At 72.5% G+C, this 16600-nt stretch carries 14 protein-coding genes and 1 other RNA gene; 3 read left to right on the top strand and 12 right to left on the bottom strand.

All coding sequences use genetic code 11. The annotated features are described in order from the left end of the window. Positions 1-21 precede the first annotated feature (21 nt). Positions 22-1284 (top strand): cytochrome P450, encoded by a 1263-nt coding sequence (locus LCD31_RS04545; RefSeq protein ID WP_374201640.1) that lies wholly within the window; start codon positions 22-24, stop codon positions 1282-1284. A gap of 302 nt (positions 1285-1586) precedes the next feature. On the opposite strand, the gene LCD31_RS04540 is transcribed toward LCD31_RS04545, so the two are convergent. Beyond that, positions 1587-2801 (bottom strand): cytochrome P450, encoded by a 1215-nt coding sequence (locus LCD31_RS04540; protein WP_224956174.1) that lies wholly within the window; start codon positions 2799-2801, stop codon positions 1587-1589. Positions 2802-3216: 415 nt separating this feature from the next. On the opposite strand from LCD31_RS04540, the gene panB reads away from it, so the two are divergent. After that, a complete protein-coding gene (panB, locus tag LCD31_RS04535) occupies positions 3217-4077 on the top strand; it encodes a 3-methyl-2-oxobutanoate hydroxymethyltransferase (RefSeq protein ID WP_224956173.1) in 861 nt (286 codons plus the stop codon). Between the two features lie 60 nt (positions 4078-4137). On the opposite strand, the gene LCD31_RS04530 is transcribed toward panB, so the two are convergent. The 11 genes from LCD31_RS04530 to LCD31_RS04480 all read right to left on the bottom strand — a co-directional run bounded on the left by LCD31_RS04530 (position 4138) and on the right by LCD31_RS04480 (position 15521). Continuing rightward, entirely contained in the window at positions 4138-4542 is a 405-nt protein-coding gene (locus tag LCD31_RS04530; protein WP_224956172.1) for a DUF4326 domain-containing protein, read from the bottom strand. 44 nt (positions 4543-4586) lie between these two features. Further along, positions 4587-5252 (bottom strand): NADPH-dependent F420 reductase, encoded by a 666-nt coding sequence (gene npdG / locus LCD31_RS04525; RefSeq protein ID WP_224956171.1) that lies wholly within the window; start codon positions 5250-5252, stop codon positions 4587-4589. Between the two features lie 232 nt (positions 5253-5484). Continuing rightward, positions 5485-6966 carry an RNB domain-containing ribonuclease gene (locus tag LCD31_RS04520; protein WP_224956170.1) on the bottom strand — a complete coding sequence of 494 codons (1482 nt, stop codon included), beginning with the start codon at positions 6964-6966 and terminating at the stop codon, positions 5485-5487. 6 nt (positions 6967-6972) lie between these two features. After that, entirely contained in the window at positions 6973-7158 is a 186-nt protein-coding gene (locus tag LCD31_RS04515) for a hypothetical protein (protein WP_224956169.1), read from the bottom strand. Between the two features lie 143 nt (positions 7159-7301). Beyond that, positions 7302-7775, bottom strand: coding sequence for a hypothetical protein (locus LCD31_RS04510; protein WP_224956168.1), 474 nt, complete (start codon positions 7773-7775; stop codon positions 7302-7304). 237 nt (positions 7776-8012) lie between these two features. Then, the gene (locus LCD31_RS04505; RefSeq protein ID WP_224956167.1) at positions 8013-9098 is read right to left on the bottom strand and encodes a C40 family peptidase; all 1086 of its coding nucleotides are present in this window, start codon (positions 9096-9098) and stop codon (positions 8013-8015) included. Between the two features lies 1 nt (position 9099). Continuing rightward, on the bottom strand, positions 9100-9681 hold the full coding sequence (locus LCD31_RS04500) for a hypothetical protein (protein ID WP_224956166.1): 582 nt from the start codon (positions 9679-9681) through the stop codon (positions 9100-9102). A gap of 80 nt (positions 9682-9761) precedes the next feature. Continuing rightward, positions 9762-11741, bottom strand: coding sequence for a hypothetical protein (locus LCD31_RS04495; protein ID WP_224956165.1), 1980 nt, complete (start codon positions 11739-11741; stop codon positions 9762-9764). Next, positions 11738-14641, bottom strand: coding sequence for an ATP-binding protein (locus LCD31_RS04490; protein WP_224956164.1), 2904 nt, complete (start codon positions 14639-14641; stop codon positions 11738-11740). The genes LCD31_RS04495 and LCD31_RS04490 overlap by 4 nt, the downstream gene beginning before the upstream one ends. Continuing rightward, positions 14616-15206 (bottom strand): hypothetical protein, encoded by a 591-nt coding sequence (locus LCD31_RS04485; RefSeq protein ID WP_224956163.1) that lies wholly within the window; start codon positions 15204-15206, stop codon positions 14616-14618. Before LCD31_RS04485 ends, LCD31_RS04490 begins: the two co-directional genes overlap by 26 nt. Positions 15207-15212: 6 nt before the next feature. After that, positions 15213-15521: a hypothetical protein gene (locus LCD31_RS04480; protein ID WP_224956162.1), complete on the bottom strand. Its 309-nt coding sequence runs from the start codon at positions 15519-15521 to the stop codon at positions 15213-15215. 548 nt (positions 15522-16069) lie between these two features. On the opposite strand from LCD31_RS04480, the gene rnpB reads away from it, so the two are divergent. After that, positions 16070-16462, top strand: an RNA gene (gene rnpB, locus LCD31_RS04475) — RNase P RNA component class A. Positions 16463-16600: the final 138 nt, after the last annotated feature.

Genomic DNA, 16600 nt, shown 5'->3' with positions numbered 1-16600 from the left:
AAACCCGGGAGCTTCATCCCCATGACCGACCCAGACATCTGGCCCACGACCGACCCGAGCCCGAGCGGCTGCCCGGTCGGCCGGGAGCCCATCGCCCTGCACGGACCCCGGTTCCAGCAGAACCCGTCGCAGCTGTACCGGCAGATGCGCAACGACTACGGGCCCGTCGCGCCGGTGCGCCTCGAAGGGGACGTGCCCGCCTGGCTCGTGCTCGGCTACCGCGAGATCCACCAGGTGGAGAACAACCCCGAGCTGTTCGCCCGCGACACCCGCCGCTGGAACGCCTGGGACAAGGTGCCGGAGAACTGGGGGCTGATGGCGTTCGTCGGCTACCAGCCCTCGCTGATGTTCACCGAAGGCGACGAGCACCGCCGCCGCACCGGCGCCATCGGCGAATGCCTCGAAGCCGTCGACCAGTTCGAGCTGCGCAACATCTGCGAGCAGATCGCCGACGAGCTCATCGACGGCTTCGCCGGCGGTGGCGAAGCGGACCTGATGGCGCAGTTCGCGCACCCGATGCCGCTGCGCGTGATGGCCCGCCTCTTCGGCCTCGGCGACGACGAGGCCGGGGCGCTCATGCAGGACCTCACCGACACCGTCGCCAGCGACGACGGCGTCGGAGCCTACCAGCGCATCCAGGACCGGATGCAGCGGCTCGTCAAGCGCAAGCAGGAGAACCCCGGCGCCGACCTGCCGTCCCGGCTGCTGGTGCACCCGGCGGGCATGACCGAGGAAGAGATCCTGCAGGACCTGCTGGTGGTGCTCACCGCCGCGCAGCAGCCCGTCGCCTACTGGATCGGCAACGCCATCCGGCTGATGCTCACCGACGAGCGGTTCGCGGTCACCCTCTCCGGGGGCAGGCGGTCGGTCGGGCAGGCGCTCAACGAAGTGCTCTGGGAGGACACGCCCACCCAGAACTTCATCGGCCGCTTCGCCTCCCGGGAGACCGAGCTCGGCGGCCAGCGCATCCACACCGGGGACATGCTGGTGCTCGGCTTCGCCGCCGCCAACACCGACCCGCAGGTGCGGCCGGACGCCTACTCCGACTCCATCGGCAACAACGCGCACATGTCCTTCGGACACGGCGAGCACGGCTGCCCGCACCCGGGGCCGGAGATCGGCGCGGTGATCTCGCGGATCGCCATCGAGGTGCTGCTGGACCGGCTGCCGGACGTGGTGCTGGCCGCCAACCCGGACGCGCTGGTGTGGCTGCCGTCGGTGTGGATGCGGGGGCTCCAGGCCCTGCCAGTCCAGTTCAGCCCCAGCGACACGGTCAGCGCCTGAGACCTCTTCCGCTCGTTCTGCGGAGTGAAGCAGGTGGCGGAACCTCAGCGGGATTCTCACTGCGGAATCCTTTTCCCAAGTGGCTCCGCCACGAGGGAAAAAGCTGTCCTCGCGAGAATCCCGCTGAGAACCCGCGGGTGGTCCTGTTGCTCGGGTGGTCTCTGCTCAGCGGCTTCGCCGCTGATGAGGACGAGGAACAGGCACGACGGTGTCCGGTTCGATGTGCCCGTCCGGCAGGTGAACGGCCCATCGGCCCGAGCGGTTCGGGTGGGTGGGCCGTTCGGCTGATCCGCGGGCCGGGCTCAGGCGGGCGTGAAGACGACGGGGACCGACTCGGGGCCGCGGGTGAACACGCCCTGCTCCGGCGGGTCGAAACCCGGGGCCAGCCGCGCGTCCGGCATCGCGTCCAGCAGGTCGTTGATGCCGATCTCGATCTCCGACTTCGCCAGCAGCGCCCCCACGCAGAAGTGCCTGCCCAGGGCGAAGGACAGGTGGTCGGCGGCGGCGGTGAACGCGGTGCGGGCGGGCAGGTCCTCGCGGAACACGTCGAAGCGCTCCGGGTTCGCGTAGTGCTCCTCGTCCCGGTTCGCCGCGCCGATCAAGCAGGTGAGCGTGCTGCCCTTCGGCACCACCCCGCCGCTGAGCTCCACGTCCTCCGCGGGCTGCCGCATGATCATGTGCACCGGCGGGGAGTAGCGCAGCGTCTCGGCGAACGCCTGCGGGACCAGCTCGCGGTTCTCCCGCACGGCCGCCAGCTGCTCCGGGTGCCGCAGCAGGTTCAGGAACATCGCGGCGATCGCCTTGTCCGTGGTCTCGCCGCCCGCGGCGAGCAGCAGGCTGCAGAACGCCTTGATGTCCTCGTCGCTCATCTTCGTGCCGTCGATCTCGGCGGTGCACAGCGTGGAGAGCAGGTCGTCGCCCAGGTTCTCCCGGCGTTCCTGGATCACCGGGATCATGTACTCGGCGAACTCCTCGCGGGTCCGCATGCCCGACTCGATCACGTCCGGGTCCTGGCTCAGGTTCCCCAGGAACGCGATGATCGACGTGTACCAGCCCTGGAAGCGGCCCCGGTCCTGCTCGGCCAGGCCCAGCATGTCGGCGATCACGTTGATCGGGAACTTCGTCGCGTAGTCCGCGACCAGGTCGACCCGGCCGGTGCCGCGGAACTCGTCGATCAGCGCGCGCGAGTTGCGCTGGATCACCGGAAGGAACTTCTCCTGCAGCTCGCTGCCCCGGAACGCCGGCGCTACCAGTGCGCGGCGCACCGCGTGCTCCCGGCCGTCCAGCTGCAGGATGGTGCGCCCGTGCACCGGTTCCAGCTGCCAGTCGTAGTTCTGAGTGGTGAACACCGGCTCGCGGAAGGCCCGCTTCACGTCCGCGTAGCGGGAGATGATGTAGCTCTGGGTCGGTTCGTGCCACAGCAGCGGGAAGTCATCTCGCAGCACCTGGTACGACGGGTTGGGGTCCCGGGCGAAATCCGGGGACAGGATGTCTGGAGCTTTTTCTGCCGCGGTCATGCTGCTCCCTCTGTGATGCATTGCAAACCCGATCAGGCTAGGCAGCAGAACCGGAACAGGTCCAGTAGATGATCTTGACTTGACCCGGAGAGCGCAACGCACTGGGCCGAAGGTGGGCGTCGATCCCGCTGCCTGCTGCGTTCGGTTGCCACCACCTGATCCGCCGAGCGCAACGCGAGTGCATCGATGCACACAACCGTTCGCCATCCCGGCCGCACCGCTGGTTCCGCGCCAGACGAGCGATCTGTTGCAACCAACGGCTGCAACGATGCTCATCGCCGCCGGCCGCGGCTGTGACGTGCATCGTCCGGCCCTCCTCCCCGCACCCCCGCGCGTGCGACCCTGGCGAACGCAAGACGTCGCAGAACGCCCAGGGACCCGCAGCACGGGCCTTGAGGAAGAAGGACGGTCGAAGATGACTGCTGCACCGCAGCCTGCCCAAGGCGAGACAGCCGCCCCGTACGGGAGCACCCCGGCCCGGCGCCGCGTCCGCATCCACCACCTGCAACAGCTCAAGGAGCGCGGCGAGAACTGGCCGATGCTCACCTCCTACGACATGTACACCGCGCGGATCTTCGACCAGGCCGGGATCCCCGTGCTCCTGGTCGGCGACTCGGCGGCCAACAACGTCTACGGCTACGAGTCCTCGCTACCGGTGACCGTCGACGAACTGCTGCCGCTGGTCCGCGCCGTCACCGGCGCCGCCGAACACGCCCTCGTCGTCGCCGACCTGCCGTTCGGCTCCTACCAGGCCTCGCCCGAGCAGGCGCTCGGCACCGCGGCCCGCTTCATGAAGGAAGGCCGCGCCCACGCCATCAAGCTCGAAGGCGGCAAGCGCTACGCGGCCCAGGTCGAGGCGCTCGTCTCCGCGGGCATCCCCGTCATGGGGCACATCGGCTTCACGCCGCAGAGCGAGCACGGCCTCGGCGGCTACCGGGTGCAGGGACGCGGCGACCAAGCCGCCGAACTGCTCGCCGATGCCCGCGCGCTGCAGGAGGCCGGCGCGTTCGCCGTCGTCCTCGAAATGGTGTCCGCCGACGCCGCCAAGCAGGTCACCGCCGAACTCGACATCCCCACCATCGGCATCGGCGCCGGGCCGGACACCGATGCGCAAGTGCTGGTGTGGACCGACATGGCCGGGATGAACACCGGGCGCACCGCGCGCTTCGTCAAGCGGTACGCCGACCTCGGCGGCACCCTCGCCGACGCGGCGAGCCGCTTCGCCGACGAGGTCCGCGGCGGGTCGTTCCCGGCGGCGGAGCACTCCTTCAACTGACCCCGCGGTGGGAGTGAACGGACCGTTCGTCCAGCTCTATCGGACGAACGGTCCGTTCACTCAATGCGCGCGGTGGGCCAGGACGTCCGCGTGGCACTGCTCCGGTGCGCACCAGCACCCCAGCGCGCGCCCGTTGAGCTCGCCCTGCCGCAACCGCCGCAGCAGTTCCGGCTGCTCGTCGAGCCACTGCTCGTAGTGCTGCACCATCGCCGCCCGGTCCTGCCTCGCCTCCTTGACGAACGGGCTCGCGAAGTCCGAGGCGGGCCACGAGTGGCGCGGCCCGGAATGACCCACGTAGGTCAGCAGGCCCTCCCGTTCCAGCCACGGCAGCAGGTGCCGGTGCGGCCCGTTCTTGCGGACGTTGACCACGGTGGCGCGGCCGTCGAGCAGCTGGCTCGCGCGCTCCCGCTCGTCATCGGTCCACTTCGCCGCCTCCTGGGGCAGCTGGGCAGGCAGTTTCGACATCGCCGCTCACCCCCTGGCGCTCGGGTTTCCGCACGGCCGGCCGCTCACACGTCGGTGATGCGGATCCCGGCGTGCGCCTGGTAGCGCCGGTTGATCGCGATGAGGTTCGCGGTCAGCGCCTCCACTTGGTGGGCGTTGCGCAACCGGCCGCCGAAGAGACCGTGCACCCCGGGGATCACGTCGGCGAGACCGCGCACCACGTCGGTGGCCTCGCGGTCGTCGCCGAGCACCAGCACGTCGAGGTCGACGTGGTCCACCGACAGGTCCGCCAGCGTCACCGCCGAGACGTGGTGGAACGCGGCGGTCACCCGCGACTCCGGCAGCAGCGCGGCGGCCTGCTGGGCGGCGCTGCCCTCCGGCACGTCCAGCGCGAACGGCCCCTGCTTGTCGAAGCCGAGCGGGTTCACGCAGTCCACGACGATCTTGCCGGCGAGCGGTTCGCGCAGCGCCGCCAACGTGTCGGCGTGCGCGTCCCACGGCAGCGCGGCCAGCACGATGTCGGCCGCGGCCGCGCAGGCCGCGTTGTCCTCGCCGCTGACCTGCCCGCCGGAGATCTCGGCGATCTCGCGGGCCGCGTCCTGGGCTCGCTCGGCCTTGCGCGAGCCGATCACCACGCGCAGGCCCGCCGCGGCCCACCGGATCGCCAGCCCCCTGCCCTGCGCGCCGGTGCCTCCGAGCACACCGACGGTCATCTCGCGCACCTCAGCCACGACGGGCCTCCTCGTTGTCACCTTGCGACGCTGCCCTTCCACGATCCGCATCCGGCGGACCCGGCGCTAGACGGGCCCGCTGTGCTCATGCCCACTGAACGCGCCCACCCTCTCGAACCCGATCTCACCCGTTCGCACTACCCCCGGGAAGTGGATCTAGGTCCAAGTCGCGCTTCCCCGGCGGCTACCCGCGCGGTGCGGTCCGCACTCGGCGGGCGGAGCGCGGCCCCGATCAGGCGGTGGTGAAGGTGACCTCGCGGCGGTGCGGATCGGCCCGGGTGAGGCGGACCCGGATGCGCTGGCCCTCGGTGAGGTCGTCCCCCGCGCAACGCGCGATCACCGGCGGCTCGGCGATGAACACCTCACCGTCGCCGGAACCGGTCCGCAGCACCGTCGCCGGGAACACCGAGCCCACCTCGCCGGCCAGCGACCACGCCTGCGCCTGCGCGAGGCACGCCCGCTCCACCTGCGTCGCCACCCGGTCCGACGAGCCCATCGCGGACGGCAGCGCGGGCAGCGCCTCCCGCACCCACTCCGGTACCGGTGAACCCGAGCTCACCGCCAGGCACACCTCGGCGCCGTAGCGGTCCACCAGGCGCCGCAGCGGCGCCGTCACGTGCGCGTAGGCCGCGCCGATCCCCGCGTGCCGCGGCTTCGGCGGCGGACCCGAATCGAACGACGTGTAGCCGGCGCCGCGCAGCAGCCGCGTCGCCGCCACGTGCACCGCCAGCGCCTCCGGCCGCACCGGGTCCAGCCCGGCCAGCGCCTCCGCGGGCGGCAGGTCCTCCGGCCACTCCACGCCCAGCCGGGCCGCGGACCGGCGCAGCGCCGACACCGTCGGCGGCTCCGGGTCCGGCACCGTGCGCAGGATCCCGACCCCGGCGTCCAGCATCATCTCCGCCGCGCACATGCCGGTGAGCAGGGAGATCTCCGCGTTCCACTCCTCCACCACCAGCCGCGGCCGCAGCGCGACCCGCCAGCCGCCCGCGCCGTCCGACTCCACCTGCTGCTCCGGCAGGCCCAGTTCGATGGCACCGCGGCGCACCGCCTGCTCGCGGCGCAACCGGCCCACCACCGGCAGGAGTTCGATCGCCGGGTGCGCGACCCCGGCCCGCAGCGAGCGCTGCACCGCCTCGTAGTCCAGCTGCGCGGCGGAACGCACCCACGCCCGCCGCACCAGGACCGAGGTCGCCACCCCGTCGGAATCCAGGTCGATCGTCCACAGCACCGCCGGGCGCACCTGGTCCGGCAGCAGGCTCGCCGCGCCCTCCGACAACAGCGTCGGGTGCAGCGGCACGTTCCCGTCCGGCAGGTACAGCGTCTGGCCGCGGCGGCGCACCTCCGCGTCCAGCGCCCCGCCGGGACGGACGAAGGCGGCCACGTCGGCGATCGCGTACTGCACGCGGAACCCGGTGCCGCGGCGGGCCAGCAGCACCGCCTGGTCCAGGTCCTTCGCGCCCACCGGGTCCACCGTGACCAGCGGGAGCTCGGTGGCGTCGACCCGGTCGGCCTCCAACACGGGTTGCGCGACGTTCTGCTCCACCTCGCCCAGCGCGGCGGTGGGGAACTCGGCGGGGAGCCCGAAGTCGGCGCGGACGGCGGCGAAATCGCACCCGTCGGCGGAGCGGCGCGGCCGCGGCGTGCGGCCGGCCCCGAGATCGGGGGCTGCGACGGCATCGGTACCACCCCGTGGTGCCCGCGCCGCCGTAGTCATCGGAGCTCAGTCCCCCTCGGACCAGCGGCGATCGGCTTCGTCGGCGGCCTCGGTGCGCTCCTTCGCCAGCTCCAGCGCGTGCTCGGCCGCGGCGCGATCCGCGTAGGGCCCCAGCCGGTCGGCGGCGCGGCATCCCGCGGCGGGCTCGACCTGCTGATGCTTCAGGCAGAAGTACCAACCATCCCGGGCCATGCGTCGAGCCTCGCACGCGGAACCGCTCCGTGTCACGCCTCCGGACGGCGCACCCGATCCGGTCACCACGCACCCGGCCCGGTCACCACGCGGGCGGCGGTGGCGCGCCCGGCCCGATCACCACGAGGGGCGGGCGGACCCGGTCACCACGCAGGAGGCGGCGGGGCGCCCGGTGCGGGCGGGGGACCCGGGTGGTGCCCGGCCGGATTCGTGCGCTGCGGTATCGGGTCCAGGCAGGACACCAGCACCTGCTGGCTCTCCGGGTTCTCGATGCGGCGGCCGTCGCGCATCCGGTACTCCAGCTCGCCGCTGTCGCCGACCTCCACGGTGCAGCCGACCTCGGCGAGCTGGTCGTCGTCGAGGTCCACCAGCCGCTCGTACCGGGACGGCACCACCCGGTACACCGGCCACTGCAGGTGCCCGAAGGCCTGGTGGAACTCGGCGAGCAGGTGGCGCATGTGCTGCTGCCAGGGCAGCGGCATCGATTCCGCCAGCGAGCGCGGCAACACCGCGTACCCGGCGTCGACCCCGTGCCCGGCGCGGGAGAGGTAGTCGCCCAGCGGCGTGCTCGACGCCGGAGGTGCCGAACGCCTCGGAATGGGGTCTGGGGTGAACATGCTTCCTCCCGGAGTAGGACACACCGCGGGACTCGCACCGCTCGGCGGTGGTCGTCCCGCGCACGCGGCGGGGCGGGCCGCGGACCCGCGCGCCGCCAGGCCGGGCCGGCGAACGGCCCGAGACCAAGATTGCCACAGCGGACCGCCGCGATCAGCGGTCCGACGGCCCACCGGAGATCGTGTCGCAGCGCGATCCTCCCGTCACCGCGCGTGCCGGCCCGGATGCTCCCGGACCGGCTACACCGGCTGCCGCACCGGGGTCTCCTCCGGGCGTCCGCCGGGTCCGGTCTCCGGGACGCCCGGCTGCTCGCCGCCCGGCGCGGGCTGCACGGTGGGCTGCGCGGCCGGGGCGGGCTCGTCCGCGGCGGGGCGCACCACCATCGGCAGCAGCTCGCCGCCGTCCCACAGCTCGGTGCGCTCCACCGACTCGCCGGGCTGCGGCGCGTGCAGCACCTCGTTGTCGCCGAGGTACAGCGCCACGTGGTGGATCGCCCCCGGCTCCCGGCCCGCACCCCAGAACACGAGGTCGCCGGGCTGGGCCTGGTTCAGCGGGACGTGCGCGCCGCCCTCGGCGTACTGCGACCGGGAGTACTTCGGGATGGTCACCCCGGACTCCTTCCAGGCCATCTGCGTCAACCCGGAGCAGTCGAACGAGTCCGGCCCCGCCGCGCCCCACACGTACGGCTTGCCGATCTGCTGGTCGGCGAAGCTGATGGCCTTCGTGGCCAGCACCCCGGCCGCGGGCAGGTTCTCGCAGCCGCTGAACCCGGACACGTTGCCCTCGACGCTGACCAGGTGCGCCGCCAGCGGCTCCCACTCGTGGTAGCGCAGCGGATAGGCGGAGCGCTCCACGCGCTGCGCGGCGGTGCCCGGCTGCAGCTGCTCCCAGCCGGGGATGTCCAGCAGCACGTCGTAGAACTTGTTGATCTGGTACTCGACGTTGGTGACCTGCGCGACGCTGCCCCAGCCCATCGACGGCCGCATCTGGAAGATGCCCAGCGAGTCCCGGTCGCCGTAGGTCAGGTTCGACAGGTTCGACTCGGTCTTGCCCGCCTGGATGGCGATCTGCCACGCCCGCGGCGGCAACTTCCGCTGCTGACCGATCTTGATGATCTCCTTGGCGATCAGCACCGACTCCTGGTCGAGGCTGCCCGCGTCCCGCTCCCCGCGGCCCGCGCCGTCCCCGGACGGGCCGAGGCCCGAGCTGCACTCCGACCAGCTCTGCCCGCCCTGCATGCCGGAGAGCACGACCACGAACGCGCCCAGCCCGACCAGTCCGGCGAAGCCGGACAACACCACGACCGCGACCAAGAGTTTCCGCATGTCAGCTCACCTTGTTGTAGCCGGAGACGCGCCATCCCTGCTCGGTTCTCATCACGTCGACCTCGATGTCCCCGGCGTCGGTGGGCAGCCGGGCCGCGATCGAATTGGCGGTGGAGCTCAGCGGGACCGCAGGCCCGGTGATCCGGGTGGACGGCACGTTCGCCGGGTCCACCGAGGTCATCACCGTGATGAACTCGTCGGTCGTGTAGGGCCGCAGCGACTCCACCCACTTCCCGGCGGGGGTGCCCGGCGGGTGGGTGGCCCACTTGGCGCCCCACGCCTCCACCACGTGCAACCCGGCCGGGTCGGCCGGTGCCGGCGCGGGCGGCGTGTTCGGCACCGAGATCGTCGGTGGCGCGGGAGTCGGGCTCGCCGGCGCCGGAACCGCCTGGTGCTGCTCGGTGCCGCCCGACGGGTCGCGGTAGTTCCGCGAGGGCGGTGGCTCCGGCAGCATGATCCCGATGGTGGTGGCCGCGGCCGCCAGCACGATCACCGCGGTCACCAGGTGCTTCGGCGAGCGCAGCGGCCAGCCCCACAACCTCCGGTAGACCGCGGCGCGTCCCCGATGCGTCCGGATCGGCATGGCCCGTTCCCCTTCACCCGGCCGGTCGGGTTCGCGCCCGCCCGGCCCGCTGCAGCTGTCGAATCACCGGTCGCGGCCGATCAGTCCCCATCGGCCACCTCCAAGCCCCGGGACGGCCGGTACACCACGTACACCGGCTTGCCCGCGACCACTTCCATGTCCGCGCGGCGCGGCGCGGTCGGCTCCGCCGGGGAGGGGATCGGGGAGCTGTCCGCGCGGGACGGCACCAGCACCGGCTCCTCCTCCCGCCGGTCCCACGAGGCATCCGCGACGGGCGCGGTGTCCACGACGCGGCTCGGCCTGCCCTCCGGCAGCGCCGCCGCCGGGCCACCGGGTCGCCGGGACTCGGCGGGACCGGAGGCGGGCAGCGCGGGCGAACCCGCCCCGCCGCCGGTCGGCGAACCGCTGCCGGGCAGCGCCGCCCACGGGCCGCCCTGCCGGTCCAGGCGCTGCGCCGTCACCGACATCGTCTGGTGGTCGGCCTCCGGGCGGGTGTGGCGCCTGCCGCGCTGCCCGGCCGGGTCCGGCGGCGGCGCGTCCGGGTCGGATTCGCGCACCTGCTCCCAGAAGTCGCCGCTCGGATCGTCGGCGGACCTGCGGCCGCGGAACCGGCCGAGCACGCCGCGGGCCTGCGCCACCCCGCCGGAACCACCGATCGAGAGCTGCACCATCTGCCCCATCCGGCGGACCGGTTTCCCGACCATGATGAACACGATCGTCACCAGCCCGGCCAGCAGGATCTGCGTCAGCACCGGGAAACCGCGCAGCGGGTTGAAGATCCACGCCAGCACCCAGGTGTGCAGCCCGGCCATCGCCGCGATCACCAGCACGTTGAGCATCGCCGCCCCGCCCACGCGGCCCACCGCCCGCAGGATCTGGTGGTTGAGCAGCGCCACCAGGCCGATCAGCGGCCCGGCCAGGATCAGCACCCGCAGCAGCACCTGCGCCAGCAGGATCGCCGCCTTCGCCATCAGCTGGAACGAGGCGAACGCGAGGCTCTGCACCAGCGACAGCATCCCCGCGCCGACGCGGCTGCCGTCCTTGCCCTGGAAGTAGCCGTAGGCGCTGGTCGTGCTGAGCTGCCCGGCGACGTTGGTGAACGCCGTCTCCTTCGGCGTCGACGGCCCCGCGTCGGCCCCGGCCGCCACCTCCTGCTTCGTCCACGCCTGGGCGCGCAGCAGCTCGCGGCCGTACTGCTCGGCCTGCGGGGTGTCCGGCGAACCGAACTCGCCGCGCAGCCAGTTCCGGTAGACCACCTGGTGGTGCAGCACGGTCGGCAGCGTGTTCGCCTCGTCCACCCCGACCTGCTGGAGGAATCCGGCTTGCACCGCCGATGTCCCGGTGATCACCACCTCGTCCAACGCGTGCGTGTAGATCATCGGGGTCAGGTAGGTGGCGGAGGCGAACCACAGCCCGGCCAGCGCCCACATGGTGCGCTTGCCGATCGAGGCCAGGTCGCCCTGCCAGATGTAGCGGAACAGCAGCACGGCCAGCACCAGCGCCGCCACCCCGAACCACGGGGTGAACACGCTGTCGTAGAGCGCGACCGTGCCGGTAGCGATCAGGTCGTCCAGCGGGCCCATCAGCTCGCCGTTGAGCAGCGCGTAGTGCAGCCCGTTGGTCGCGCCCACCAGGTTCTTCGAGACGTTGAACAGCTCGTTGCCCAGCCAGGTGTCGACCAGCGCGTTCGGGTTCATCACGCCCTGCGGCCCGCAGCCGAGCCCGTAGGTGTGCCACACCAGCCCGGCGTAGCCCACCTCGTCGTAGGCGGTGCCCGGCTGACCGGAACCCAGCGGCGCCGGGTCGATCGCGCCGACCATGCCGGAACCGGGGCGCTCCGGGCTCGGCGGCTCCGAGCAGTCCAGGCTCTGCGCCGAGGCCGGAGCCCCGATCAGCGCCTGGATGGCGACGAGCGCGCCCACCAGCAGCACCGCCGAGCGGCGGCCGCGGGCGCGCTGCGCCGGGAGCCGCCGGGCGCGCCGGGGCAGCACTCGTTTCGCGGCCCGCACCACCGCCACGATCACCGCCGCCATGATCGTGGGCGCGACCAGCGCGCTCACCGCACTTCGTCTCCGCCTCGACCGGGCCGCTGCTGCGCGCGCTCGGTGCCGACCGTGCGTTCCTCGCCCGGCCCGATGCCGACGGATTCGAGCTCGAACTCGTCGAAGCCCTCGATGTCGTCGGCGTAGTCGTCCTCGGGCACGTGCGGTGGCGAGGGCAGCGGCGGGGTGTCGGAGTTCGCCGCGCCCTCCGCCCCGGGCAGCGCCCGCAGGTCCTGCTCGGACTCCGAGCTCGCCGGGGTGGTGTCCAGCGCCTCGCGCAGGTGCTCCAGGTGCGGTCCGCCGAAGTCGATCCGGATCCGCTCCACGCCGCCCGCACCGTCGCCGAAGATGAACTGCCGCGGCGCCCGGTCCCGCTCGGTGCTGCCGCGCGCCGGGCCGGGCTTGCGCCCGAGGGCGGACACGACCTGCTCGTAGCCGGCGCCCACCGGGACCTTCAGCAGCCGCAGCGCGTCCGACTGGGCCTGGTCGTCGTCGAGCCTGCCGACGAACACCGAGTCCAGCAGCGACACGAAGCCCTGGATGCGCAGGAAGTCCGCCGGGATCTGGCTGGACAGCAGCACGCGGACGTTCCACTTCCGGGAGTCGCGGGCGAACCGGTTCATCAGCACCCGGCCCGTCGGCACCTCGGACAGGAAGAACGCCTCGTCGATCCAGACGCCCTTGCGCTCGTTCTTCGGCCGCTCGTACACGGAGCGCTGGGTCAGCCACGCGGCCAGGTTCAGCATCTCCACGCCGAGGGCTTCGGCGTCGGTCCAGTGCTCGCGACCGACACCGTCCTTCGGCAGCGTCAACCCGGCCATGGTGAGCACCGTCAGCCGGTCCTCGCGGGTCTCCGAGTACGGGTCGGCGTCGGCCTCGGGGATCAGCAGCGACATGCGCTCCCGGATCTCGTCGAGGAAGTCGGCGACGACCACCGCGTGCTCGTGGTGCTCGGACGCGTCGCGGCGCAGCGCCTCGAACACCATCCCCGGGTGCGCGTCGGGACGTCCGCCGACGGCGCGCACCGCGCGCAGCAGCACGATCCGGGTCTGCGGCAGCCGCGCCACCTCGTAGGGCAGCAGGCCGGTGAGCACGTCCAGCACCAGCCGTCGCCGGGTCGCCGCCGACAGGGCGCGTTCGCGCCGCCAGCTGCGCTCCGGGTCGTCCTCGTCGACGAAGTGCTCCAGCTGCGGCTCCGCCACCACCCGGTACGGGTTGAGGATGCCGGGCTGGGCGTTGAGCAGGTTGATCGGGCGCGCGTAGGGCCGCAGCTCCGGCAGCTTGCACAGCTCCGCCAGCGGACCCGACGGGTCCAGCAGCGTCCAGTGCGCCCCGGCCCGCAACGTCTTGTAGACGGTGCCGCCGCCGAGGAACGACTTGCCGCCACCGAGTCCGGCGACCATCGCGGTCAGGCCCGAGGCGTCCCGCACCTCCTGCGCCATCCACGGGTCCCAGGCCACCGGGCGCCGCGTCGCCGTGCAGGTCTCGCCGAGCAGGATGCCGCGGCGGTCGCCGACCTCCGCGGTCGCCTGCGGCACCGAGGACGCCGCCCACACCACCGAGCCGCGCCGCATGTAGGCGCCGGAGGCCAGCTGCTCACCGGGGATGAACTCGCGGGCCATCGCGTACTGCGCCTCGGGGTGCTCGATGGCGACCTTCGGCTTGTACAGGTCCAGGATCTGCTGGGCGAGCCGCAGCGCGTCCCGCTCCGTCGGCCCGGACACCGCCAGCCGCCACCACGAGCGGACCCGGGTGGCGAGCGCGGTGAACCCGGTGCTCATCTCGTCGTCGATCTCCAGCACCCGGCCCGCCTGGCGGGCCAGCGAGGTCGGCGGCTCCAGGCCGTGCTCCTCGGTGTAGTGCCGGACCTGCGAGCGCACCTTGTTCATCTGGCGCTGCAGCTCGCCGCCCACGTCCTCCGGGCGGCGGACGTAGATCCGCGCGGACCACTCGACCGGCGCGGGCAGCCGGTCGGAGTGCTGGATCCACGGGTCGTCGATCTCCGGGATCTGCAGGCCGTGCGTCTGCCCCACCGTCAGCACCGCGACGTGCCGGGTGATGCCCGCGTTGGAACCGGTGCGGCCGCGCACGGTGGCGGTCGGCGAGTACGGCTCCTGGTACATGTCGGCGGCGTCGGTGAACGACGCCAGGTCCTCCGGCTCCCACTCGGCGCCGGGCACCGCGGGCAGGTTCCGCGGCGCGGGCAGGCCCAGCGAGCAGGACCGGTGCATCAGCCAGGAGATCTCCTCCGCGGTCACCGGCCGGCCGTCCAGACCGGCGGAACCGATCACCTGGTCCAGGTGCTCGATCTCGCTGTCCAGCGCGACCAGCTCGGCGTCCACCGCTTCCGGGAACACCCGGCGCAGCAGCGGGGCGGCGCGCTCCACGGCGCGGTCCACCACGTTCCGGGTCTGCACCTGGACGCCGAGGTAGACCTCCTTCTCCGCCATCGAGCGGCCCATCAGCTGCTGCTGCTCGCCGACCATGTAGTCGTCGAAGCTCAGCGCGCCGGGCACGTCCGGCAGGGCGCCGCGCGCGTTGTGCACGTGCGCCTCCGCCCACATCCGGATCGGGTAGGGCCGGCTGGTGACGCGCAGGTGCATCCACCGGCCCTGCAGCTCGGCGTACTGGCCCGCGATGGCGGCGATCAGGTCCTGGCGCTGCGAATCGGAGCGGAACGACCAGCGCTGCGGGGACAGCCGGTACCAGGCGAACACGTCCTGGCCGGTGCGCAGCAGGTGCCCGTCGATGGACCGGGCGGCGATGGACGGCGTGTAGCTCGGCAACGACTGCTCGTCGGGGAGCCTGCGGTCCTGCCGCTTCGCCTTGCCCCGCGCCCCGCCCCTGCCCTGCGGGGCGCGCTGGGGTGCGCCCGGCCCTGGGGCCTGGCGCTCACCGCCTCGACGGCGACCGAACACCGCGAACCTCCTTGCTACGCGCACGCCCGCCTGCGGACCGGGTCCGTTCCGCGGACTTCCTGGGGCGGCGGACCTGCCGGGTCGCGCCGCCGGTGGGCTGGGTCCCCTGCTGGACCCGGTTCGTCCGCCGGGTCTGCCGGGCGGGGGTGGGGCGGCCTCGCCGGGCGGACTTCTTGGCTCGTCCGGACTGCTTCTGCTTGGGCCGCGGCCGCTCGGCGCGCACCTTGAGCCGGGCGGCGCCCGCCGCACCACCGCTGCCGGTGGTGCGCTCCCGCGGCGCGGTGAGCTCACGCAACCACATCACCATCACGGCTCCCAGCGGCCGTTCGTGGGTGATCCGGGAACACACGATCCGCGTAACCAGGATCGTGAGGACGACCGCCCAACCGGTGGAGAAGAAGCCGAAGCCGATGTTCATCCGCCGTTCGATGGCCAGCACCAGCAGGAACACGACGGTCCCCACGCCCCAGGCCACGTAGCGCGCCCGCCACGGGAAGGTCGCCTTCGGCGGGCCGAGCCACACGGCGTCGACGCGGTACACCTCGTCATCGGTGCGGATCCGCACGGCTGATCACCCGTTGGTGCTGAACAGGCCGGCGATGAACGTGCCGATGTCCACGCCCGCACCGGTGACCGCGAACCCGATCAGCGCCAGCGCCACGAACACGCCCATCACGCGGCGCATGACGCCGGCGTTGTCGCCCTTGCCACCACCGAGCCACAGCAGCAGCAGCGCGACCGCGAGCAGCAGCAGTGGCAGCAGGTTGTTGAGGATCCAGCCGCGGATGCCTTCGGTCCCGAGACCAGTCTGCTGCGCCAACGGGTCGAGCGCGGCCAGCACGTGCACGTGCGCCAACGTTTCCAGCGACATGGCGGTCATCTTGTTACCCCTGGATGCGTGAAGGGTCGTCGGGCGGGTACGTCGGCCGACCGGATCTCCCCGGCGCGACGGTACGAGTAGAACATGTCATGGTCACCAGCAGTAGTGGTCGATCGAGCACCACAGATGACGTCGGCACACCGGCTCAGTCACCGAATGGGCCGATCGGGCTTGACTCGGATGGAGCAGTGCGCGCGGCGGAGCGGAAGGCGGGCACGCGCCGGATCGGGAACCACGAATCGTTCACCCTGTTGCGAGCCCCTTCCTCACGGACCGTGCACGAATCGGCCGGTCAGTGGAATTCGGCACACCTCGCCGCGGCGCACCGGAACCCGATCACCGGACATCGCGCGACGAGACCGTCGCCCGCCACCCGGACGTGATCTTGACTGCATCCAGCGTAGCGGCCGCACCGGTCACGGCCGCGATCAGGTCGCTGCACGGGCAGTGACCAGCGACCCGGTTCGGCGTCGTCGGAAATGACCGGATCCGCGCAGGCCGGGCCGCGTCGGGCGTGCACCCGCGATCGCTAGACTGGAGCCGGTGGATGAGTCGGCCGGGCGGCCGCGTCGCGGGAGACCGCGTCGAGGAAAGTCCGGACTCCACAGGGCAGGGTGGTTGCTAACGGCAACCCGGGGAGACCCGCGGGACAGTGCCACAGAGAACAGACCGCCCGACCGGTTCGCCGGACGGGCAAGGGTGAAACGGTGGTGTAAGAGACCACCAGCGCCCCGGGTGACCGGGGCGGCTAGGTAAACCCCACCCGGAGCAAGGCCAAGAGGACGCCACGGCGTCTGCGCAGGTGTTCGAGGGTTGCCCGCCCGAGCCTGCGGGTAGGCCGCTGGAGCCTGCCGGCGACGGCAGGCCGAGATGGATGGTCGCCGACCGGACGATCGCGAGATCGCCGGGAACAGGATCCGGCTTACAGGCCGACTCCTCCACCCCCTCTTCCCGTCCGGTGGAACCGGATTGACCGGATTCGCGGGCGTTGCTCTACTTCCCGGATGACCGGTGCCCGGCTGACCCGCTGCCGCTTCGTGGACTTCGCCCGCGTCGGCACCGCGCGCTGTTCCGCCTGC

Source organism: Saccharopolyspora sp. 6M (assembly GCF_020176775.1).
GTDB classification, from domain to species: Bacteria; Actinomycetota; Actinomycetes; order Mycobacteriales; family Pseudonocardiaceae; genus Saccharopolyspora_C; species Saccharopolyspora_C gregorii.
The sequence above is the reverse complement of the archived record's forward strand: the minus strand, read 5'-3'. Positions and strand labels throughout refer to the sequence as shown.

Excerpts from the sequence above, each read along its gene's own strand:
- LCD31_RS04480 (WP_224956162.1), bottom strand. The coding sequence starts at position 15,521 with ATGACCGCCATGTCGCTGGAAACGTTGGCGCACGTGCACGTGCTGGCC.
- LCD31_RS04510 (WP_224956168.1), bottom strand. The coding sequence starts at position 7,775 with ATGTTCACCCCAGACCCCATTCCGAGGCGTTCGGCACCTCCGGCGTCG.
- LCD31_RS04500 (WP_224956166.1), bottom strand. The coding sequence starts at position 9,681 with ATGCCGATCCGGACGCATCGGGGACGCGCCGCGGTCTACCGGAGGTTG.
- LCD31_RS04540 (WP_224956174.1), bottom strand. The coding sequence starts at position 2,801 with ATGACCGCGGCAGAAAAAGCTCCAGACATCCTGTCCCCGGATTTCGCC.
- LCD31_RS04530 (WP_224956172.1), bottom strand. The coding sequence starts at position 4,542 with ATGTCGAAACTGCCTGCCCAGCTGCCCCAGGAGGCGGCGAAGTGGACC.
- LCD31_RS04520 (WP_224956170.1), bottom strand. The coding sequence starts at position 6,966 with ATGACTACGGCGGCGCGGGCACCACGGGGTGGTACCGATGCCGTCGCA.
- LCD31_RS04505 (WP_224956167.1), bottom strand. The coding sequence starts at position 9,098 with ATGCGGAAACTCTTGGTCGCGGTCGTGGTGTTGTCCGGCTTCGCCGGA.
- LCD31_RS04545 (WP_374201640.1), top strand. The coding sequence starts at position 22 with ATGACCGACCCAGACATCTGGCCCACGACCGACCCGAGCCCGAGCGGC.
- LCD31_RS04515 (WP_224956169.1), bottom strand. The coding sequence starts at position 7,158 with ATGGCCCGGGATGGTTGGTACTTCTGCCTGAAGCATCAGCAGGTCGAG.
- panB (WP_224956173.1), top strand. The coding sequence starts at position 3,217 with ATGACTGCTGCACCGCAGCCTGCCCAAGGCGAGACAGCCGCCCCGTAC.